At 43.9% G+C, this 21,373-nt stretch carries 16 protein-coding genes and 1 tRNA gene; 10 read left to right on the top strand and 7 right to left on the bottom strand.

Annotated features, from left to right (window positions below):
* Window positions 1-65: 65 nt before the first annotated feature.
* On the bottom strand, window positions 66-1,373 hold the full coding sequence (locus tag QWZ08_RS23645) for an LLM class flavin-dependent oxidoreductase (protein ID WP_290340080.1): 1,308 nt from the start codon (window positions 1,371-1,373) through the stop codon (window positions 66-68).
* 11 nt (window positions 1,374-1,384) lie between these two features.
* A complete protein-coding gene (locus QWZ08_RS23640) occupies window positions 1,385-3,118 on the bottom strand; it encodes a fatty acyl-AMP ligase (protein ID WP_290340079.1) in 1,734 nt (577 codons plus the stop codon).
* A gap of 302 nt (window positions 3,119-3,420) precedes the next feature.
* Here QWZ08_RS23640 and QWZ08_RS23635 point away from each other — a divergent pair, with 302 nt between their 5' ends.
* From QWZ08_RS23635 to QWZ08_RS23590, 10 genes are all read left to right on the top strand, one after another.
* Window positions 3,421-4,314: an alpha/beta fold hydrolase gene (locus QWZ08_RS23635; protein ID WP_290340077.1), complete on the top strand. Its 894-nt coding sequence runs from the start codon at window positions 3,421-3,423 to the stop codon at window positions 4,312-4,314.
* The gene (locus tag QWZ08_RS23630; RefSeq protein WP_290340076.1) at window positions 4,301-5,947 is read left to right on the top strand and encodes a fatty acid CoA ligase family protein; all 1,647 of its coding nucleotides are present in this window, start codon (window positions 4,301-4,303) and stop codon (window positions 5,945-5,947) included. The genes QWZ08_RS23635 and QWZ08_RS23630 overlap by 14 nt, the downstream gene beginning before the upstream one ends.
* Entirely contained in the window at window positions 5,944-6,960 is a 1,017-nt protein-coding gene (locus QWZ08_RS23625) for an NAD-dependent epimerase/dehydratase family protein (protein ID WP_290340075.1), read from the top strand. Before QWZ08_RS23630 ends, QWZ08_RS23625 begins: the two co-directional genes overlap by 4 nt.
* 140 nt (window positions 6,961-7,100) lie before the next feature.
* Complete coding sequence (locus QWZ08_RS28270; RefSeq protein ID WP_353960506.1) at window positions 7,101-7,754, top strand: DUF6629 family protein; 654 nt, start codon at window positions 7,101-7,103, stop codon at window positions 7,752-7,754.
* Between the two features lie 56 nt (window positions 7,755-7,810).
* A complete protein-coding gene (locus QWZ08_RS23615; protein WP_290340072.1) occupies window positions 7,811-9,265 on the top strand; it encodes a hypothetical protein in 1,455 nt (484 codons plus the stop codon).
* Window positions 9,266-9,288: 23 nt separating this feature from the next.
* A complete protein-coding gene (locus QWZ08_RS23610; protein WP_290340071.1) occupies window positions 9,289-11,307 on the top strand; it encodes a 3-oxoacyl-[acyl-carrier-protein] synthase III C-terminal domain-containing protein in 2,019 nt (672 codons plus the stop codon).
* 12 nt (window positions 11,308-11,319) lie between these two features.
* Window positions 11,320-12,672, top strand: coding sequence for a cytochrome P450 (locus QWZ08_RS23605; RefSeq protein ID WP_290340070.1), 1,353 nt, complete (start codon window positions 11,320-11,322; stop codon window positions 12,670-12,672).
* 27 nt (window positions 12,673-12,699) lie between these two features.
* Window positions 12,700-13,509, top strand: a complete 810-nt coding sequence (locus tag QWZ08_RS23600) for a 4'-phosphopantetheinyl transferase family protein (RefSeq protein WP_290340069.1) — start codon at window positions 12,700-12,702, stop codon at window positions 13,507-13,509.
* A gap of 20 nt (window positions 13,510-13,529) precedes the next feature.
* Window positions 13,530-14,099, top strand: a complete 570-nt coding sequence (gene cysC / locus QWZ08_RS23595) for an adenylyl-sulfate kinase (RefSeq protein WP_353960508.1) — start codon at window positions 13,530-13,532, stop codon at window positions 14,097-14,099.
* 164 nt (window positions 14,100-14,263) lie between these two features.
* Window positions 14,264-14,566 carry a hypothetical protein gene (locus QWZ08_RS23590; RefSeq protein ID WP_290340068.1) on the top strand — a complete coding sequence of 101 codons (303 nt, stop codon included), beginning with the start codon at window positions 14,264-14,266 and terminating at the stop codon, window positions 14,564-14,566.
* A 225-nt stretch (window positions 14,567-14,791) separates the two neighbouring features.
* Here the strand turns inward: QWZ08_RS23590 and QWZ08_RS23585 are convergent.
* The 5 genes from QWZ08_RS23585 to infB all read right to left on the bottom strand — a co-directional run bounded on the left by QWZ08_RS23585 (window position 14,792) and on the right by infB (window position 21,312).
* Window positions 14,792-14,865 (bottom strand) — tRNA-Asn (locus QWZ08_RS23585).
* A gap of 66 nt (window positions 14,866-14,931) precedes the next feature.
* Window positions 14,932-15,294 carry a Rieske (2Fe-2S) protein gene (locus QWZ08_RS23580; RefSeq protein WP_290340067.1) on the bottom strand — a complete coding sequence of 121 codons (363 nt, stop codon included), beginning with the start codon at window positions 15,292-15,294 and terminating at the stop codon, window positions 14,932-14,934.
* A gap of 15 nt (window positions 15,295-15,309) precedes the next feature.
* Window positions 15,310-16,503, bottom strand: a complete 1,194-nt coding sequence (gene hflX, locus QWZ08_RS23575) for a GTPase HflX (protein ID WP_290340066.1) — start codon at window positions 16,501-16,503, stop codon at window positions 15,310-15,312.
* A 123-nt stretch (window positions 16,504-16,626) separates the two neighbouring features.
* Entirely contained in the window at window positions 16,627-18,012 is a 1,386-nt protein-coding gene (locus QWZ08_RS23570) for a peptidylprolyl isomerase (protein ID WP_290340065.1), read from the bottom strand.
* A gap of 249 nt (window positions 18,013-18,261) precedes the next feature.
* On the bottom strand, window positions 18,262-21,312 hold the full coding sequence (infB, locus tag QWZ08_RS23565) for a translation initiation factor IF-2 (protein WP_290340064.1): 3,051 nt from the start codon (window positions 21,310-21,312) through the stop codon (window positions 18,262-18,264).
* Window positions 21,313-21,373: the final 61 nt, after the last annotated feature.

The raw sequence follows: 21,373 nt of genomic DNA, 5'->3' as shown, positions 1-21,373 counted from the left end.
TTACTTAACGAATTACGGCCCGCACAACGATCTCAAAAGCCGCTGTTTTCCATTTATTTTGAATGCTACTTCTTTGAGCGCTTCCCTCCAACCTGCATCTGCCAGAATGCAGACATACCCGGCCGTCGATCAGGAGTATTTTGTGGGTTTTCGGCACTCATTTGATTCCATAGTAATGGATAAGCCTCGATTGGCGGCACTTCGATCATGCACTCCAATTTCTGTATTTTACGTTGCGCCTCTTCCATGTATGGCCTTAGCATATCGCTCTTTATTTGTTCCTTTTTTGCTTCTCTGTCCTTAAATTGTGGTAGCACTTCTTTAGCAAAGAGTTCCATGGACTGACAGATATGCTCATGACGATAATTCCCGCTTTGCTGTAAAAGAATCAATTGATCAACACCGGCTTCTTCTAAAGCACGAAAATTAGCGATCAGGTGCTTCGGACTTCCTATTCCCCCCATCCCGGCCTTCTTTCGTTCACGTTCCATTCTCTCAATAACAGTTGCCGGTCTCTGCTTAAATTCACTCCATAAATTGGTACGGCCTGGAACATGGGTACCGTCCCGCCAATAATGTCCTAATCCATAGGCAAAAAACTGGGCTCCTTCCTGGCCCCGGCTGATAGCAGTTTCATTATCGGCATTACACATAAATCCTGAGAGCATGGCCACATTCGGATTTACAGATTGCGCAATGGGAGTGCACGTAGTTTTGAAAGATTCATAGTACTCATCAACCCAGAATTTCGCTTCTTCTGCGTTCACAAATGCAAATGTTAGCGCTCCCATACCCAATTGGGCTGCAAGTTGTACACTGTCCCTGTTTGAACAAGCCATCCATACCGGGGGATGAGGTTTCTGCATTGGCTTCGGAACCACGTTTCTGTGCGGCATTGAAAAGTATCTTCCCGTGTAACCGGGATAGGGGTCCATGCACATCATTTTTACCGTCTCCTGTACGGCTTCGGCCCACATAGCACGTTTGTCCACAAAGTCTACCCCAAAGCCTTCCAGTTCCATGCGTGAACCTGACTCGCCAGTACCCCATTCCACACGTCCTCCGCTAATGATATCTAATGTAGCCACCCGCTCTGCGATGCGGGCGGGATGATTAAACCTGGGCGACATTGCAACAATGCCATGTGCAAGCCGGATGTTTTTGGTTCTTTGACTACAGGCGGCCAGGAAGATTTCAGGGGCAGAGGAATGGCAGTACTCCTCAAGAAAATGATGCTCCTGGGCCCACACAAAGTCAATACCAAGCTGATCCGCTAATTCTGCCTGTTCAAGGGCCTCCTGGAAAAGTCTTGATTCATCCCCATCCTGCCAGGGGCGGGGCAATTGCAGATCGATAAAGATGCCGAATTTCATGTGTTTATATTTTATTGTTGGTCACATGTAATTTCCTCCAGGGCACCAGCCATGTAATTATTTTTACAAAGAAAGTGTCTTATTTTGCCACTGGTGGTTTTGGGTATGCCACCAGGATGGATTAGTTTAATATCGGCGACCTGCAGCTCATGATGAATTGCAATAGACTGGCGGATCGCCTTTATGACTTCCTCTGCTTTTACAATAAGCTTATGCTCCATCTCAGCAACAACAATAATGTCTTCGCCACCAGCCTTGTTGATCGAAAAAACGGCGCATCCTGCCAACCGGATGGCGGGGTGGGATCGTTGCACCGTCCATTCTATATCATGCGCATAATGGTTTTTTCCACCGGAAATAATCAAGTTCTTCAAACGTCCTGTAATGTATAACTCCCCCTCATGCAGAAATCCGACATCTCCTGTACGCAGGAACGGCCCTTCATTGCAGCTGGACAAACGGGCTCCAAAAGTGATCTTGGATTCGGAAGGCTTGTTCCAGTAACCGCCAGCAATGCCGGGTCCACTTACCCAGATTTCTCCTATTTGATCTGACGGGCATGTTGTAAATGTGTCGATGTCGACAATCCTTATTTTCTGGTCCGGCCTGTTTTGCCCGCAACCTACCAGTGTCCTGGTCGCATCCTTGTTCCCCGCAGGAGAAATGATCACCTTGTTTTGCTCTATTCCCGCAGTCACCAGGTGTTGAACTATCGGGGGCCTGCCTTTCGGGCCTCCCGCTACCATTAGTGTTGCCTCCGCCAGCCCGTAACAGGGCAAAAAGGCCTCCCGGCGAAAACCACATGGAGCAAAGTAGTCTGCAAATTGGTCCATTGTTTTGTTATAAACCGGTTCAGCCCCGTTAAATGCAACCTCCCAGCCGCTGAGATCAAGCAGCCCGATTTGTTCCTGCTTGATTTTTCTGATACATAATTCGTAGGCGAAATTTGGACCTCCACTGCAGGTGGCATGAAAACGGGAGATTGCCTGCAGCCAGCGAATGGGTCGTTGCAGAAACAGTAAATGGGGAAGCAACGTAACCGGATATCCTGTATAAAGCGATTGCAATATGCCGCCAATAAGCCCCATGTCATGGTAAGGCGGTAACCAAAAAACGGTCTGGCTTTTGGCTGATAGTCCGAAAGACTTCTCGATAAACTCCAGGTTATGGAGCAAATCGCTGTGACTTACTATGACACCTTTTGGCAGGGTTGTAGAGCCAGATGTGTATTGGAGAAAAGCTATGTCGTTTCTTCCAATAGCAGGCGGCTGCCATTTATCAGCCCTCTCATCGGTTAAATCATTGTCTGTTACCAGCAACTTTAAGTTACTAAACTCTTCTTTGATTTCAGGCCGGGAATTAAATCCATCATAAAGTGACGAAGTTAACAATGCAACAGCTGGCCTGGCATCTGCATTTATACTACGAATTATTGGTAATGTTCTCTCAAGCCGGGCAGGATGGGGAGGGTATGCCGGAATTGCAATGATTTTAGCGTAAAGGCAACCAAAATAGGCAACAATAAAATCCAAGCCAGGTTGAAGAAGTAAAAGCGCCCGGTCTCCGGGATTTGCCGCAGACTGAAGTAATGCTCCAATTGAACGTGCACGCCGATCCAATTCTTCATAAGTCAAAGTAACTTCCGCATACTCTCCGTCTACCAGAAAGCGATAGGCCAGGCGGGAAGGCTGGTTTTTTGCACGCCACCGCAGGATATCAACCATTGAATTTGGCACAGTTGTCATATGTTATCCTTAAAAGTCAGTATAAGTTCGTGCAACATATAAGTATCATGTACTTACCACAGTCTTATGAAAACTTCATTGTATTTTACTCTGGTAAATATAAAAAATATATTTTAAAAAGATGCAATATTTTAACGTTGCAATATTTTGTAAAATGACTGGATAAATGTGGTGTAGCTTATTCAACAACAGGAGAAATTGTAGATCCCTTTTACTCTTCCAATAAAATCAGTAGATTTGAATAGCCAAAATAAACAATATGAAAAAAATATTTTTTGTTATTGCTTTAAACCTGCTGTAACGTGAAAGGGGTAAGTCCGGAACTATATCCCTTTAAAAGCCACTTTGAAACTGTCAGTGGCCATCAATACCATTATGTGGAAGAAGGGAAAGGAGAGCCGGTTCTCATGCTCCATGGCAATCCAACCTGGTCTTTTTATTACCGGGAACTTATTCAAAAACTCTCCCCTTATTTTCACTGCCTGGCGCCCGACCATATTGGGTGTGGCTATTCGGATAAACCAGGGGATGCGGCCTACAGCTATACACTGGAACAACGCGTGAATGACCTGGAGACTTTCCTGGAAAAGAAAGGCATTAACCAAAACATCCACCTTGTAGTACATGATTGGGGAGGCATAATCGGAATGGCTTATGCACACCGGCATCCGGAATCGATCAAAAAAATCGTGCTCATGAATACAGCGGCTTTTCATTTACCACAAAGCAAAAATTTTCCTGTTGCACTCCGGTTAGCCCGCACCTGGATCGGTGCATTGCTGATACGTGGGTTGAATGCCTTCAGCAGTATTGCAACTATTGAGGGCGTGAAACGAATCACGCTTTCCAGTGAAGTCCGGAAAGGCCTTACTGCGCCTTACAATTCCTGGAAAAACAGGATTGCCACGCTGCGTTTTGTACAGGACGTGCCACTTAAACCAAGCGACAGGGGATACGGGATTGTTACTGAAATGCAGGAGTACCTGCCACAATTCCGCAATACGCCAACACTCATTGCCTGGGGCATGAAAGACATGGTTTTTGACCGGCATTTTCTGGAGGCATGGATACAGTTCCTGCCAGGCGCCCAGGTTCACCGGTTCGAAGACTCCGGGCATTATATTTTAGAAGATCAGCATGAAGTCATTGGCAGACTGGTGCTCAAATTTTTTGAAGCAGCCCATGAAACCATTTAACATTGCTTCTGCCCTCCTTGAAATGGCTGAAACCCAGCCAGCAGCACTAGCCATTGCTTTTCCGGAAAAGAACAGCCTGGATAAAAATGGCATCACCCGCTATCAAAAAATTACATTCAAAGAACTTGCCTTTGAAACCGCCTGCGTGGCACGCGGGCTGCTTGCTGCCGGATTTGAAAGGGGTGACCGGGTGGTAATGATGGTGCCTCCTGGTTTCGACTTTTTTATCCTGGGCTTTTCAATGCTTCAGACTGGCATCATTCCCATATTCATCGATCCGGGAATAGGGAAAAAAAACTTAAAGGAGTGCATTGCGGAGACGGAACCCGTTGGGTTTATCGGAATCAGCAAGGCCCATGCGGCGCGGGTGCTACTGGGTTGGGGAAAAAAAACGATTAGCAAAACAGTCACGATTGGCCTCCGGCTTTTCTGGGGCGGAAAAGAGATGCAGGCCATCCGGAATTTCGATCGTTCGCAAGAGCAGGGTCCGTTTTTTGATGCCGGACCGGACGATCTGGCGGCCATCATTTTCACCAGCGGCTCCACAGGCCTGGCCAAGGGGGTGGTTTATTCGCATGGTAATTTCAGGGCGCAACTGGAGATGATCCGGGATACCTTTGGCTTTTCACCAGGTGAAATCGATATGCCCACTTTTGCACCTTTTGCACTGTTTAATCCGGCATTGGGCATGAGCAGCATTATCCCCGACATGGATCCCACAAAACCGGCTTTTGTTAATCCCCTGCACATCATCGCCCCCATAAAACAATTTGGCATTACAAATATTTTTGGCTCACCGGCGCTGATCGATACGGTGGGGCGATACGGTGAGGCTAAAGGCGTCAAACTTCCCAGCCTGAAAAGGGTGATTTCTGCCGGAGCACCTGCATCTGTCAAAGCGTTGATACGCTTTTCTTCTATGCTGATGCCTGACATTGAAATTTTTACACCCTACGGAGCAACGGAATCTATGCCAGTGGCCACAATAGGGAGTCATTATATTCTTCGGGAAACCCAGGAGAAAACCGGAAATGGATACGGGGTTTGTATTGGCAAACCGGTGGAAGGCGTAGAGATCGAAATCATCCGCATCAGCGACGAAGTCATTCCCAATTGGTCTGAATACCAGAAAGTGGCACCAGGTGAGATTGGCGAAATTGTGGTAAAGGGCTGCAATGTGACCCGAAGCTATTTTAACCGGAAAAATGCTACAAAACTGGCCAAAATAAGGGATGGAAATGTAGTCAGGCACCGCATGGGCGACCTCGGCTACTTTGATGCTGAAGGCAACCTCTGGTTTTGCGGGCGAAAAGCGCATCGGGTAAAAGTGGGAGAACAGGAGTTATATTCCATTCAATGTGAGTATATTTTCAACAAACACCCGGATGTTTTCCGAACGGCATTGGTGGGGGTAAATGGCGAAGCGGTATTATGTGTGGAACCCGAAAAGAGCGCTATCCCGATTGACCAGGCAAAACTCAAAGTGGAACTGCTGGCCTGGGCTGCTGCGCATCCCTTAACCGGAGCCATTCAAACCCTGCTTTTTCATCCCGGATTTCCGGTAGACTTCAGGCACAACGCCAAGATCATCCGCGAAAAACTGGCGGTTTGGGCAAAAAATGAATTAGCATGAAACTGTTTGTAACAGGTGGGGGTGGATTTTTGGGAAGCGCCATTGTGCGTCAATTGCGTACACATGGACATGAAGTAGTAACTTTTTCCCGGGGAAATTACCCTGAACTGGATCTGATAGGCGTGACTCATTTCCAGGGCAACCTCTCGGAGTACACTGTGCTGAAAGCAGCGATGACAGGCTGCGAAGCAGTTTTTCATGTTGCAGCCAAAACAGGTATCTGGGGTAAATACGAAGATTTTTACCGGGCCAATGTCACCGGTACCGAAAATGTGCTGCAGGCCTGCCGTGAGTTGGGCATCCGAAACCTCGTTTTCACCAGTTCGCCCAGCGTGGTTTACCGCGGCAAAGATTCGGAAGGCCACAATGAAAGTCTTCCCTATCCCTCAAAATACAGCGCTTATTATCCCAAAACTAAGGCCAGTGCGGAAAAACTGGTCATGGCCGCCAATGATACATTTCTTAAAACGGTTTCACTGCGACCACACCTGATTTGGGGCCCGGGAGACTACCATTTCATTCCCCGCCTCTTCAAAAAGGCGAGGGCCGGCAAACTCCGCATCCCCGGCACTTCACTTAACAGGGTCGACTGCATTTATATTGACAATGCTGCCAAAGCCCATCTGCAGGCCTTTGCCCAACTGCTCGTGAACCCGGCCACGGTTGAAGGCAAAACCTATTTCATCTCCCAGGGCGCCCCTATCCCTATTGCGGAACTGATCAATCAACTTTTGGCCAGCGGGGGTTTACCGCCGGTAGCTAAAACTCTGCCTCCTGCAATCGCCCGCTTTGCAGGCCTGTTGTTGGAAACGATATACCAGATTTGCGGGTTTTCCGGCGAACCTGCCATTACGCTTTTCCTGGCTCAACAACTTTCCACAGCACATTGGTACGACATTTCAGCCGCAAGGCGAGATTTTGGATATGGAGCGGAGGTTTCATTAGAAGAAGGGATGGAACGGCTGCGGGCCTGGCTATTAAGGCATTCGGCTTCAGTTGATAATCCTGAATGATTCTCTTAAACAATTCAATAAAAAAAATAGGATTTCGTATGATAAAAATGTAGATTTGATAAGAGCTGATTATTGTTCATGAATATTACTTCGGTACTTGATTTATAAAGTCACCAAACGCCTTCATTAAAACCTTCATTATGTGTTTCTCAGCAACTGCAAGTTTTGCGGTAGGAGCAAGCCTTTTAGGTCCGGGATATTATGCAATTAAACATACAAAATCCCCGGGAATGTTGACATTTGCGTGCACCCCTGTTCTTTTTAGTCTCCATCAAATAGCAGAAGGCTTCGTGTGGATGTCTTTAAAAAATCCTGGGTTCGCATCCTGGTATAAACCGGCTCTATATGTCTACTCGTTCATTTCACAGCCACTGTGGCCAATTTGGGTTCCACTTACAATGTGGTTGATGGAAACGGATAAACACAGGAAAAAAGTTTTGTACTATTTTTTGCTACTTGGGGGGGCTTCATCGATTTATATGTTTTATTGCCTCATCAGGTATGATATTTCGGCCGTTGTGGAGAATTGCCATATCCGCTATCTCCGGGATTTTCCTTTTCTAAATATAATGCGCCCTGTAAATTTTGTAACCATTGCTGTTACTCCTTTTCTTTCCACTTTACACTATACAAAATTATTGGCTGCTGCTATGATGGGGGCGTTGATCCTGACTTACATTTTTTTCACCAATTATTTAATTTCTGTTTGGTGCTTTTTTGCAGCCATTTTGAGCTTGTTGATTATTTTGGTTATTACCAGCAATAAGGAAGCTGGTAGAGCGATTCACGCATAAGTTCTGTCTGATTTATTGTATTTAGCGCTGTCCCTGTGCAAATCACTATCGAAAAAATGAAAAATAATACTACTCCATCAATTCGTAAAGTGGTTATCAAAGGGCGACCGGATTACTACATTACGCCTACGCATGACTTCACGCAATATACAAGGGATAGCGAGGAAAAATATTGGAGTAAGGACACCAAATTTAATTGGGATCAAAACGTTGGTGATAACCTGAAGGAGCAGGTGGAAAACCTTTCTTTGAATGATTTCTCAAAAATGCTCTTTATGGTTTTACCAATGGTGGAAGAGAGCTTAGAGCGCAAAATAATCCAGATTCGGCAAGAGCAACTTCCGTTGGAAGAAGATGCCCTAAAAGATATCGCTGAACTTGTTCCGTTTGACAGAACAGCCATTGGGCAGACTTTATTGATTCTTTCACCACTAAAGAGTCTTCAGTCGGCTGTTTTAAAACTGAAAGATCAGTTAGAAATTTACAATAGTGAATTTTTAGACTTGCATGAACAACAGCGGCTTGGATTTTTTAAAAGGGGAATTAAGACTAAAATCTTAGAAACAGATGCCGAAAGACAGGAGCAGATACTCGAATTATCCCGGCTGACTTATCAAATAAAACAGTTTCAAAGTGATTTGAAACAACTTAAGTTACAGCACAAAATAGCATCTGAGAAACTGAAGATAAAAATTCGAAAGGAGCTTAATTCAATTGAGCCCCGGGTAATGATTGATTTGGAGGAAACACGCGAATTGCTTAAGCGAACCTTACAATCTAAAAGTTTACCCGGGAATCCAAAGGATATGTCCCGGTTGAAAGATCTGATGTTAAAGCGTCAACTTCGTGGGCTCAGAGATATTGCCAACCACGCCCTGGTTGTAGAACAAAGCGCGATAGCTCCTTTAACGATGGGCATCATCCATTACAAGCGTCATCGTGAGATCCAGGAAGCGATGACCACATTTATAAATGATGAAGCAAAGCATTCGGCTACCTTTCGGCGTTATTTAGTAGAAAAGTTAGCAGCCAAAGAATTTATTTCAGCTATCCTTATAAAGGGTGCTGATCGCTATATGTGGCTTGCAAGGTTTATGCCGGGGGCTGGCTTATTCCTGGCTGTAATTGTTGAAGTAATCGGCGCAGCAACGCTTGAATTTTTTGGTAATGAAAAATATATGCCGGATAGTTTGTTTTGCAATATTTGCAAAACTATCTCACTGCAGGATGAAACCAGGCATATGGACTTGTGTGTAGCAATGTACAATGAGCTTTTCAGGAAAGGTGATAGATGGGAACGTTTTCGCAACAAACTGGCTTTAGAACTTATTATTAAATCCGTTTATGGAGATAAAACCGATGATCACCACCTGATCCAGGCGTTCCGGGCCTTTGGAATAGACTCCGAATTACTTTACCATCACGTCACTTGTCGCTTAAGTGAACAGTTAGCCAGAATAAGCGTGTATGTGGAGCCCAAAAGACTTCTTACAATCATGGGTCGTAAATGATAAAATTCCTAATGCTGATAAATATGGATCAAAGCCCAAACAACATCATTGAGAGCCTCGGGGTATACCTTCCACCACAATCCTATTCCACCGGCGAAGTGCTGATGGATTGTAAAAACCAGGTTCGTTTTCCCCTCGAAAAGGTTACTGGTATTAAGACAAGGCGCATGGCAGGCCGGAATGAATTTTCCATTGATTTGGCCAGGAAAGCAATTGCCGATTGCCTGGCAAAATCAAAATACAATCCCACAGATATTGATTTGCTGATTTGCTGTAATATATCAAGATATGATGGCCTTAACTCGGTTTCATTTGAACCAGGCACTTCAATCAGGCTCAGGCAGTATTTCGGTTTTACCAATGCCCTGGTGTTTGATATAACCAATGCCTGTGCAGGAATGTTTACCGGTATCTATATCGTAAACGCTTTAATAAATACAGGGGCTATCCGCCGTGGCATGGTGGTAAGTGGTGAATACATCACCCACCTCACCCAAACTGCCCAACAAGAGATCAAAGGTTTCATGGATACCCGGCTTCCATGCCTGACACTGGGGGATGCAGGAGCCGCAGTGATCCTGGAAAAAGCCACAACAAAACAGGTCGGGTTTCAGGAAATTGATCTTCAAACCTTCGGTCACTACAGTTCATACTGTATTGCCAAATCCTCAGAACATGGCGGAATGATCATGTATACAGATTCCGTAAACCTTACGGACGTGGCGATAAAAGCCTGCGCTAAACACGCGATGAACTTGCTTCAACAGGCAGGGTGGCCACCCGAAAGTTTACAACATTTGATTATGCACCAGACCTCGGAAATCACACTCAATGGTGCACGACGAGAGATTAATCGTTTATTGAAAAGCGAAGTTTTTCATGAAGGGAATACCGTTAACAACCTGGAACAACGCGGCAATACAGCTTCTACTTCGCATTTCATTGCTATCGCCGATCATATCCGTAACAATAAAATTCAGTCCGGGGATAAGGTGGTATTTAGCATCTCCGCTTCCGGGCTCACCATCGGTACAGTGCTATACGTTTTTGATGATTTGCCGGATCGAATGCGTCAGATGGAATCACAACCATCTGTTAAGCCAAAAGAAGCCGTTCACAAACGATTGAGTCCGGCCACAACTCTTAATGCGCCCAGAATTCGAATTGAAAGTATGGGAACGATTCCGCAAGAGTCCCCCGGGAAAAAGAATTCAATGGAGTTGCTTCACCAGACAGCTACAATATGCCTTAAGGAATCCTCTTACCAATGCTGTGACATCGGTCTGTTAATTTATTGCGGCGTTTATCGCACAGATTATCTTCTTGAACCAGCCTATGCTGCACTACTGGCTGGTGAGTTGGCTATGAATGCAACTTCACCGGGCTACAGCAATAATAAAACGCTTGCCTTTGATATTTTTAATGGTTCCATTGGCTTCCTGAATGCGTGCTATGTGGTTCAACAAATGATTGTAGCTGAAAATTGCAAGACAGCAATGGTAGTCGCAGCAGAATGTGAAAACAACGCCGGTGATTTTCCGGGTGATTTGTTGGGTATACTTGAAACTGCATCGGCTATCATCCTGGATGCAGATCCACTGAACAATGTCGGTTTTTCGCGTTTTCTGTTCAAATACCATGAAGAATCACTACATTCATATACCACTTATTGTAATACCAGTAACGTAAAGCCTTATCTACATATCCGGAAAGACAACAATCTTGAAGAATTGTATTTAGCCTGCATTCTCCCTGCCGTTCAGGAATTGCTGCAGATGGAGGGACTTGATCTCAGCGGGATAGACAGGGTTTTCCCGCCCCAAATTTCATCCGGGTTTATTGTACGATTGAGCGATTTGTTGCATCTTCCACAGGACATATTTATTGATGCTGTGGGGGAAGGGCCTGACTTATTTACCTCATCTCTACCTTATGCCCTGGATTTTGCATATAAAAAGGAGCTTGTAAAGCCTGGGGATACCGGGTTAATGATTACTGTCGGTTCAGGTATCCAGGTCGGCTGTGCTATTTATCATTTTTGATTCTATAGGTGTATGAATGCTATCAAGAAATCTAAACTTCCTCCCGGACCAAAGACCAGACTTCCTTTAGGTTATTTATTTAGCTTCCGTAAGGACAGTATTGGTTTTTTAAGAAACATTGCTGAAGAATTCGGCGACATCGTTCATTTTAAACTTGGTCCCATACGGATCGTTTTACTCAATCACCCGGATTTTATTAAAGAGGTGCTCACGATACAACATCGGAATTTTGTAAAAGGTAGGCCGTTGGAAATGGCGAAGGCATTATTGGGTGAAGGACTTTTGACCAGTGAGGGAGAATTCCATAAATGTCAATCGCGTATCATACAGCCTGCATTTCATCGCAGTATGATTGAATCGTATGCGCCAGTCATAACCAAAGGTGTCATGAGGCTGATGAAGGGCTGGGAAGACGGAATGCAGGTTGAGATAAAAGAAGAGATGACCAAGCTGAGCATTGCTGTTGCAGGAAACGCGTTTTTCAACCTGGACATAGAAAAAGAAGCTCCGGAAATTAACCAGGCGTTGGAAGATGTAACGAGCCTGTTTGACAGGATAGTGGTGCCTTTTGCTGAATTATTACTCAAACTGCCCATGCCTGGGACTATTCGGTTTAAAAAGGCTAAATCGAGACTAGACGAAACGATTTATAGAATGATCGCCGATCGCCGTAAAAGCAAATTGGACAATGGAGACCTGCTTTCCCTATTGCTACGGTCGCAAGGGCAAAATGGTGACGAACCGGGCATGAGCGATCTGCACTTGCGGGATGAGGCACTCACCTTGTTACTAACGGCGTTCGATACCACTTCAACTGCGCTCACCTGGGCCTGGTACCTGCTTTCGCAAAATCCCGATGCTGAAGCCGAATTGCATGAAGAACTTGATCGTGTATTAAATGGAAGGTTACCAACTGAAGCCGATATTAGCCAGCTAAAGTATACAAGGATGGTTTTGGGAGAATCCATGCGCATTTTCCCTCCCACGTATCTTATCCCCCGCCAGGCACTTAAAGATTTTTTTATTGATAAATATATTGTTCCAGGTGGCACCATCATTCTCATGAGTCCTTATTTAATACATCATGATCCCCGATTCCATCCAAACCCGGAGAAATTCGACCCCCATGCCTGGGATAAGCATGCTCATGGTTTGAATGCCAAATATGAATATTTCCCTTTTAGCCGGGGGCCTCGCTCCTGCATTGGCGAACCCTTTGCCTGGTTACATGGCATACTCGTACTGGCTACCATGGCACAACACTGGAGTTTAAAAATGGAGCCGGATCACCCGGTGGAATTTTTGCAACGTATTAACCTGCGTCCCAGGGGAGGCCTGGTAATGACCCTTCAACGCAGAAATTAATGTGAATTGATCTTATCAAATATGGATATGGATAAACTACAATGGAGCCGGGTAATTACTAAGGAATTGATCTCTTTAAATTTAAATGAGGTCCATGTGTGGCGCGTAGACCTCGATATTACCCCACTTTCAAAGAACCGCCTGCTGGGGCTACTTTCAACCGACGAACGGGAAAGAGCTGGCAGGTTTCGCTTTGAAAGAGATCAGAAACGATTCATTGCGGCACGCGGGATGCTTCGACAGATTCTAGGATATTATTTGGGAATACCTCCGCAAGAACTACGGTTTAAGTACACTAGTCACGGTAAACCATTCCTTGTAACCAACGCTGGTTACGATACACTTCAATTTAACCTGTCGCACTCCGATGCAGTCGCACTTTTGGCTATTACCCCAGACCGTGACATTGGTATCGACATCGAGCGTATCCGATGTGATGTCGCTGTCGGGCAAATTGCTAACAGCTTCTTCTCTTCAAACGAGATCATTTCGTTAGAGCGGATTGATGACGACCAACGATCCGGGGTATTTTTTCAATACTGGACCAGGAAAGAAGCCATTCTCAAGGCTGTGGGTGAGGGCGTTTTGGCAAGAATGCAACAGTTTGATGTGTCATTAATAAGTGAAAGAGTTTTATTGCCGCATGTATTGGCAGGCGATAAAAGAGAAAGTTCAGACTGGCATGTACAGGATTTGTGTCCCGGCAGGGGTTATGTTGCAGCAATTGCGGTTGAGGGAAGTGATTGTGATCTTTCGTGCTGGCAATATTCTGAAGGAGGTTTAATAACTGGTTTTGCAGGACAATTTGATAGTCAATGCGCTGAGATACGTGGCTAAAACATTGATTCTAAACACGGATCACCCTGTATACAAAAAATATATCGATAGCTAAACAAAACGTGATGATTGTTATTCAATTAACCGGTCTTTCCGGGGCAGGCAAAACAACGCTGGCTTGTAATGTAAAAGCAATGCTGATAAAATTACAATATAAGGCAGAAGTAATTGACGGTGATGCCTACCGTCAAACATTATGTAAAGACCTGGGTTTTTCCAAAGCCGACCGGATTGAAAACATCCGCCGGCTTGGCATATTAGCAAACGTGTTAGCCCGAAATGAAGTGATAACGATAATGGCTGCCATCAATCCTTATGAATCAGTCCGCCAGGAACTCAAATCTCAAAACAACTTTGTACATACCGTTTGGGTTGATTGCGATTTGGAAACTTTGATTCAAAGAGATACAAAAGGTTTATATCGTCGCGCTATTCTCCCAAACGGGCATCCGGAAAAAATTACTAATTTCACGGGTATCGACGATCCGTTCGAAATACCGGAAAACCCTGACTTGGTCATAGATACCCATACAACTTCTGAAAAAGATTCCTCCCAAATATTGCTGGATTATATACTCTCGAAAATTTGATTTTTTCGCGATATGCCAGCTGCCCCTTCCCATAATCTAGCAACAAATCGTCTTTATCCCTTGCAGATGTTATCTGAGCAAGCGATGGTACAGAATAGTAAGTGAAAGTTTACTTGTTTAACGAAGGATTATGTCAGGATGCTAAGGCATGCAAACTAATGGAAATGACTTTCATCAGACTTAAAAAAAGCTACCCTAGAGCTACTAAAACCCGAATTGTGATGAATGAAAATGCACTATTATGGAACCCGTTATATCTATCCTGCTGGATACCCGCAGGGAAAAAAGAAACCGAGTCTATCCCCTTAAATTATAGAGTTTACTACAAAAACAAAACTATCATATCCATTGTTAGTTATGCTAATGTTATCGATTTAGTAAGTGGTGGAAAAGTTTGGGTAACCGGGTGTAAGGTGTTATTATTAGAAAGCAATGTTCAAAGATTGATGACAACTACAAGTCAATAACTTTGGTAATCTCGTTATTGTTTTTCAGGTTTCTTTACAAAAAGGTGGGGCGTGACGTAGCAAACACCAAAATGCGATAATTTAAAATAATACAGTCAATGTCTCTGTTGTTTTTTATGGGATTTTTCATTAATCGTAAGAGAAAGGACCTCTGACTAAAATTTATTTTTGTGCAAATAATAAAAAAAGCAGCTATGAATTTGTTCATAACTGCTTGATTTTCAGCTCCCCCTTCCCGACTTGAACGGGAGACCCTCTGATTAACAGTCAGATGCTCTAACCAACTGAGCTAAGGAGGAGTATTACCCTTTTAATTGGGAGGGCAAAAATAAGGCTTTTTAGTTTTCAGCAAAAAATTAAATCAATTATTTAAGCCAATTCCACAGGTTATTTTCTTCCAGGCCTATAAATACCCCGTTATTACGTATTTCTACAGGAAAAATTTTTAAATAATAGCCTTCGCCGCTGGTGTTCCGGCCGTTTTGCAGGCTAAATTTATACCGGTGCAACGGACAAACAATATTTCCGGTTGCATCAATGAATCCGTCACTTAATTTTCCCCCTGCGTGCGGGCATTTTTGTGCGCATGCGGATAACAAATTATTTACAAGTGCTACACAAATGGTTTTGTTGCTGATGGTTATTTCTATAATTCCATTTGTAGAAAAATTTAACTCAGCCACGTTATCCGCCACCTTATGCCATTTGTATTTCTTATCACTTTGCATGCAGGTGTTTATTGCCTAATAGAAAAATTCAGCTTTATAGGGATAACGGATTCGGTACATCTCTCTTACCTTATTCAAAATAGTTTGCCGTAATTCATCCACGTTGGTTTTTTCAGTTGCAGATACAAATACGCAATTACCGTTGGTTTCATTTTGCCAGCGCTGCTTCAAATCGGTCAGTATTTCTTTCTTTACATCCTCTTCCAGCCATTCATCAAATGCTTCCGCCTGGTATTTGTCCATTTTATTAAAAATGGTAACGGTCGGTTTATCACTGGCGCCCAACTCTGCCAGCGTTTTATTTACAACCGTAAATTGCTCTTCGTATTGCGGGTGTGACATATCTACAACATGCAATAATATGTCTGCTTCTCTTACTTCATCCAGCGTACTTTTAAAACTCTCCACCAGGTGATGGGGGAGCTTACGAATAAAGCCGACTGTATCACTTAACAAAAATGGTGTTTGTTCAAATACAACTTTACGGGTAGTGGTATCTAGTGTTGCAAATAATTTGTTTTCAGCAAACACTTCGCTTTTGCTGAGCAAGTTCATTAATGTTGATTTACCAACGTTGGTATAGCCTACCAGCGACACCCGGATAAACTCTCCGCGTTCTTTTCGCTGTGTGAAAGATTGCTGGTCTATTTCCGCGAGGCGCTTACGCAGTAACGTAATTTTATCTTTTACAATACGCCTGTCTGTTTCAATTTCTGTTTCGCCCGGACCCCTGGTACCAACGCCACCGCCTTGCCTTTCCAGGTGTTTCCACATACCTTTTAAACGCGGCAAAATGTACTGGTACTGGGCCAGTTCTACCTGCGTGCGGGCCTGCGCCGTTTTAGCCCTGCTGGCAAAAATGTCCAGGATCAGATCGCTGCGGTCAATTGTTTTTACGCCAAGTTCTTTTTCTATATTCTGTATTTGCGAGCCAGTCAATTCGTCATCAAAAATTACCAGTTCTACATCCCCATGCTGACTTACATATCTTTTTATCTCTTCCAGTTTTCCCTTTCCAACAAATGTTCTGCTATCCGGATGCGGTAATTTTTGAGTAAATTTTTTAACCGCAATAACACCCGCCGTTTCTGCTAAAAAAGATAGTTCATCTAAATATTCATTCAGCTGTTGCTCTGTCTGGCCACCTGTTACAATCCCCACCAACACCGTTTTTTGTTCCTGTTTAAGTTGCTTTTTTTTATCTATCAAAATGTTCTTTTTTCAAATTTTTTCCAACATAAATAGCACTGTGTAATAAAATTGCCCACAGCCCTACAAAAGTAAAGCGTTCTGACAGGTTATCAGAACGCTTTACTTTTTATTTTATACTTTTTATTTTCCTGTTGCTACAGTTGCGTGATTTGTCCATTTTTTCATTTCTTCACAATCCTTGTATTCATCATCAATTTTAATGTAGTAGGTTCCCACTTTTTCGTTGAACCATTTTTCAAGCGCCAGGTTTTTCTTTTCCTCCAGCGCCCGCTGAGCTATTTTATTGTAATCGTCTTTTATATTTTCCCTGTGTGGTTCGCTTTTGCTTAAAAGATACACAATCCGCACGCCCTTCTTTCTTCTTTCATTTTCAAATTCTTTTGGCTGAGAAAATTCGCCCACTTTTAAATCTTTCAGCATTACTACCAGGTCCTTGTCCAGCTGGTCGATGGTAATGTAGGTGCTTCCTTCATTATTGGTTCTTCTTCCACCGGTAAATTTACTGGTCTCATCTTCGCTGTATTTTGCTACGGCTTCACCAAATTGCATGGTACCTGCAATTAATTTCGCCCTTACAGAATCTAATTTTTTTATTGCTACTTCGGTTTCTGCAGGAGTAATCTGCGGAATTTTTAAAATGTGTCGCACTGTCGCATCGTCACCTGCACGACTTACCATTTGTATAATATGGTAACCAAATGCGCTTTTAAAAGGGCTGCTGATCTGGCCTTCTTTCAATGCGAATGCTTTGCCCATAAAAGTAGCGTCAAACCCCTTCTGCGTTCTGTTTAAATCCAGCTGGCCGTCATTTTGCTTTTGCGTCGCTTCGTCATCTGAATAAATATCCGCCAGCTTTTTAAAATCTTTTTTTCCGCTCTCCGCCTGCTGCTTAAATTGATTCAGCTGTTCTATACAATATTCCTCAGACTCCCTGCTTGCTTTTGGAAAAACTACAATTTGTCCAATCTCCAGTTCACTTTCGTAAAAAGTCAAACTGTCTTTTGGCAATTTATCAAAGTATGCTTTTACTTCATTTGGTGTAATGCGGATGCCGCCCACAATTTTATCACGCATAGCAGCAGCCAGTTTTCTTTCTTTAAAGCCATCCTTAAAATCTTCTTTCAGCTGATACATGGATTTACCGGAAATTTCTTCCAGCTTTTCCTTACTGCCATACGCACCAATAAAATAGCGTATCTGGTTATCAATATCAGCGGCAACATCTTCTTCTGATACCGGCAAAGAATCTCTTTCTGCCTGCAAAACCAATGCCTTTACGCCCATCGATTGTTCAAGTGTCATACAGCGTGCATTTGCAGGGATATCCACACCCGGAGACTGCCGTTGCATGTCGGTTATTGTATTGTCAATATCGCTTTTTAAAATCACCTTGTCGCCGACAACGGCAATTATTTTATCTGCTACTACTTTGGCAGATTGTGCCATACCAGCCACGCATGACAAACTAAAGAACCCGGCTAAAAGAAAACTTTTTTTTGTACTCATTTTATATCAATCAATAATAATATACCTCTTCTGCAAACGAAGAATATAGGTCAAAAATAAAGAGCTATTGTATCAATAGCCCTTTTATAATTATGTTTAACAAATGTTTGTGGTCGGCAGTAGCAACTATGGGCATCATCGTTGTGTCACTTCCTTTTACCTAATACCCAATTGGCACACTTTGCACTGATTAATTTATTCGTTTGGAAACAACGGTTGCGATGATTCTGATAATCACACATTAACATTTTATAAAGTACGTTTTACTTCAACTTCTTCAAATGCTTCCACGATATCTCCTACTTCAATATTAGCATAGTTTTTAATTGTTAAACCACACTCCATATTGGTTGTAACTTCCTTCACATCATCCCTGTAACGTTTCAAACTACCCAACTCACCAGTGAATATTACAATACCATCTCTTACCAAACGAATGCGGTTGTTTCTCGAAATTTTACCATCCAATACAATACAACCTGCAACGGTAGCCTTATCAAACTTATACATTTCTTTAATTTCCACATTGGCCAGTACCTTATCTTCCACTCCAGGTTCAAGCATACCTTCCATCGCACTCCTGATTTCTTCAATGGCGTTGTAGATGATAGAATACAACTTGATCTGGATACCTTCCTGCTCACCCAAACGTGCAGCCTGCATGGAAGGACGAACATTGAAACCAATGATAATCGCATCCGATGCATTTGCGAGGGTAACATCACTTTCTGTAATGGCACCCACTGCTTTATGAATCACTTTCACCACAATTTCTTCCGTGCTGAGTTTCTGTAATGAGTCACTTAATGCTTCCACAGATCCATCCACGTCGCCCTTAATAATAACATTCAGTTCTTTAAAGCTTCCCAATGCCAAACGACGTCCGATTTCATCCAGTGTAATATGTTTCTTCGCACGCATACCCTGTTCTCTCAATATCTGTCCACGCTGGTATGCTTTTTCTCTTGCTTCACTTTCATCTGCATATACTTTAAAAGTTTCACCCGCCTGCGGCGCACCATTCAAGCCAAGTATTAATACTGGTGTTGAAGGAGGTGCTATTTCGCTGCGCTGGTTACGCTCATTGTACATGGCTTTTACCTTACCGAAGTTTTGGCCGGAAACAATCATGTCGCCTTGCCTTAGTGTACCATTTTGCACGAGTATGGTGGCTACATAACCGCGGCCTTTATCGAGCGATGCTTCAATCACTGTACCGGTAGCTACTTTAGCCGGATTGGCTTTTAGTTCAAGCACATCGGCTTCCAGTAATATCTTTTCCATCAAAAGGTCTATGTTCAGTCCTTGTTTGGCGCTTATTTCCTGGCTCTGGTATTTACCACCCCAGCTTTCAACCAAAATATTCATGCTGGCCAGTTGCTCCTTAATTTTTTCAGGATTAGCGCCGTCCCTGTCTATTTTATTGATCGCAAATATCATCGGCACCCCGGCTGCCTGCGCATGCGAGATTGCTTCTTTTGTTTGAGGCATTACCGCATCATCAGCAGCAATTACAATAACAGCAATATCTGTAACTTTTGCACCACGTGCCCTCATTGCCGTAAAGGCTTCGTGGCCCGGAGTATCGAGGAAGGTAATCGCTCTGCCATCCTTCAATTTCACTTCGTATGCACCAATGTGCTGTGTTATACCACCCGCCTCACCTGCAATTACATTGGTGTTGCGGATATGATCCAGTAAAGATGTTTTACCATGATCTACGTGCCCCATGATGGTAACAATAGGAGCTCTTGGTTTTAATTCAGCAGCATCGTCATCCTCCTCCTCATCCTCCATTTCAGCTGCATCCTCCACACCAATAAATTCCACTTCGTAGTTAAACTCACTTACAACCAGTTCAATTACATCGGCCTCCAAACGCTGGTTAATGGAAACCATTATACCCAGGTTCATACACTTGCTGATAATGTCTGCAAAACTTACATCCATCAAACCAGCCAGCTCACTAACCGAAATAAATTCGGTAACCTGTAATTTATTGCTTTCGCCGCCTTCTGCTCCGCGCTGTATCGCCAGTTCATCTCTTTTAGCTTTGCGGTATTTGGCTTTGAGGCTTTTACCCCGGCCGCCGCCGCCAGATAATTTAGCCTGTGTTTCTTTTATTTTATCCTGTATTTCCTTAGCATCAATTTCCCTGTCCTGTGCACGTGCTGCAGGAGCGGCTGCATTCCGGTTGGTATTAAATCTGTTACCACCCTGTGCGCCACCTGGTCCACCTGGCCTGTTAGCACCGAAGTTGCCTCCGGGTCTGTTAACTCCTGAAGAACCACCGGGTCTGCTTCCTGCTGGTGCGCTACCAGCCGGACGGTTGCGGTTTTGATCATTGATGGCTGGCCGCGGTGCGTTACCTGTACTGCCTGGGCCTTGCTGATGCGGAGGGGCTCCAGGTTTTCTTTCCATTGGAATGCGTTTACGCTTGCGCTTATCGTCATCCCTTTTAGGTCTCGTGTCGTTGTCAACCGGTAACTCAATTTTTCCCAGAATTTTAGGACCTTCCAGTTTGTCAGCCTTTATATTTTCAATGATAGCTGGTGCATTTATGATCGGTTCATCCTTAACAGGTTCAACTGCTTTGGGGGGTAGCACGATATCCGCGGGTTTTTCCGCAGTTGGCGCCGTCTCTGTTTTTAGAGCAGGTGCATCCGCTTTCTCCTCTGGTTTTTTGGTAGCCTTTTTTGGTCTTGTAGATGAATCAATGGCGTCAAGGTCAATTTTTGTAACTACCCTTGGAGCCTCTAATTCCGGCGCCTCGATTTTTGTAAGCTCAGCCCTGGGCTGGTCTTCAACTACCGTCTTTTTTTCAACAGGCGTTTCTGCCACCGGTTTTTCCGCAGGAGCTGTTTCAGCCGCAGGTTTCGAAACCTCAACGGGTTTTACTTCCGGAGCTTTTTCTTCTTTCGGCACTTCCTTAACTGGTGGTATGGGTGCCGCGACTTCGACAGGTTTTACTTCCGCAGGTTTTTCAACCACCGGAGCTGCTGTTACCGGCACCTCTTTCTTTTTAAAAGAAAGATCTTCCTCATCTCTTTTTTTCTTAGGTTCAGTAACGCCGGCGCCTTTTGATAATTCTATCTTCTGGGCCTTTTCTTTAGCTACCTTATCCTGCTGAAACTCTGACTGCAGCACACGGTACATTTGTTCCGTGAGCTTGGAGCCTGGTTTAAGCTCTTCGTTGCCAAAGCCTTTTGATTCCAGAAATTCAATAAGGGTATTGGTACCTATGTTGAACTCTTTGGCCGCGGCCATCAATCTTGGTGTATTTGTTACTACTTCTGACATTCGTGTTTTGTTTGCCTATAACTAATGGGACATAGGCGATCGTTTTCTTTTTAAATGATTA

Origin of the sequence: Ferruginibacter paludis (assembly GCF_030409685.1) — a bacterium.
GTDB lineage: Bacteria > Bacteroidota > Bacteroidia > Chitinophagales > Chitinophagaceae > Ferruginibacter > Ferruginibacter paludis.
The sequence above is the reverse complement of the archived record's forward strand: the minus strand, read 5'-3'. Positions and strand labels throughout refer to the sequence as shown.

What these genes read in the sequence shown, in the direction of transcription:
- infB (WP_290340064.1), bottom strand. Translation starts at nt 21,312, where the DNA reads ATGTCAGAAGTAGTAACAAATACACCAAGATTGATGGCCGCGGCCAAA.
- QWZ08_RS23590 (WP_290340068.1), top strand. Translation starts at nt 14,264, where the DNA reads ATGACTTTCATCAGACTTAAAAAAAGCTACCCTAGAGCTACTAAAACC.
- QWZ08_RS23580 (WP_290340067.1), bottom strand. Translation starts at nt 15,294, where the DNA reads ATGCAAAGTGATAAGAAATACAAATGGCATAAGGTGGCGGATAACGTG.
- QWZ08_RS23605 (WP_290340070.1), top strand. Translation starts at nt 11,320, where the DNA reads ATGAATGCTATCAAGAAATCTAAACTTCCTCCCGGACCAAAGACCAGA.
- QWZ08_RS28270 (WP_353960506.1), top strand. Translation starts at nt 7,101, where the DNA reads ATGTGTTTCTCAGCAACTGCAAGTTTTGCGGTAGGAGCAAGCCTTTTA.
- QWZ08_RS23625 (WP_290340075.1), top strand. Translation starts at nt 5,944, where the DNA reads ATGAAACTGTTTGTAACAGGTGGGGGTGGATTTTTGGGAAGCGCCATT.
- QWZ08_RS23645 (WP_290340080.1), bottom strand. Translation starts at nt 1,373, where the DNA reads ATGAAATTCGGCATCTTTATCGATCTGCAATTGCCCCGCCCCTGGCAG.
- QWZ08_RS23600 (WP_290340069.1), top strand. Translation starts at nt 12,700, where the DNA reads ATGGATAAACTACAATGGAGCCGGGTAATTACTAAGGAATTGATCTCT.
- QWZ08_RS23640 (WP_290340079.1), bottom strand. Translation starts at nt 3,118, where the DNA reads ATGACAACTGTGCCAAATTCAATGGTTGATATCCTGCGGTGGCGTGCA.
- QWZ08_RS23610 (WP_290340071.1), top strand. Translation starts at nt 9,289, where the DNA reads ATGGATCAAAGCCCAAACAACATCATTGAGAGCCTCGGGGTATACCTT.
- QWZ08_RS23630 (WP_290340076.1), top strand. Translation starts at nt 4,301, where the DNA reads ATGAAACCATTTAACATTGCTTCTGCCCTCCTTGAAATGGCTGAAACC.
- QWZ08_RS23615 (WP_290340072.1), top strand. Translation starts at nt 7,811, where the DNA reads ATGAAAAATAATACTACTCCATCAATTCGTAAAGTGGTTATCAAAGGG.
- QWZ08_RS23570 (WP_290340065.1), bottom strand. Translation starts at nt 18,012, where the DNA reads ATGAGTACAAAAAAAAGTTTTCTTTTAGCCGGGTTCTTTAGTTTGTCA.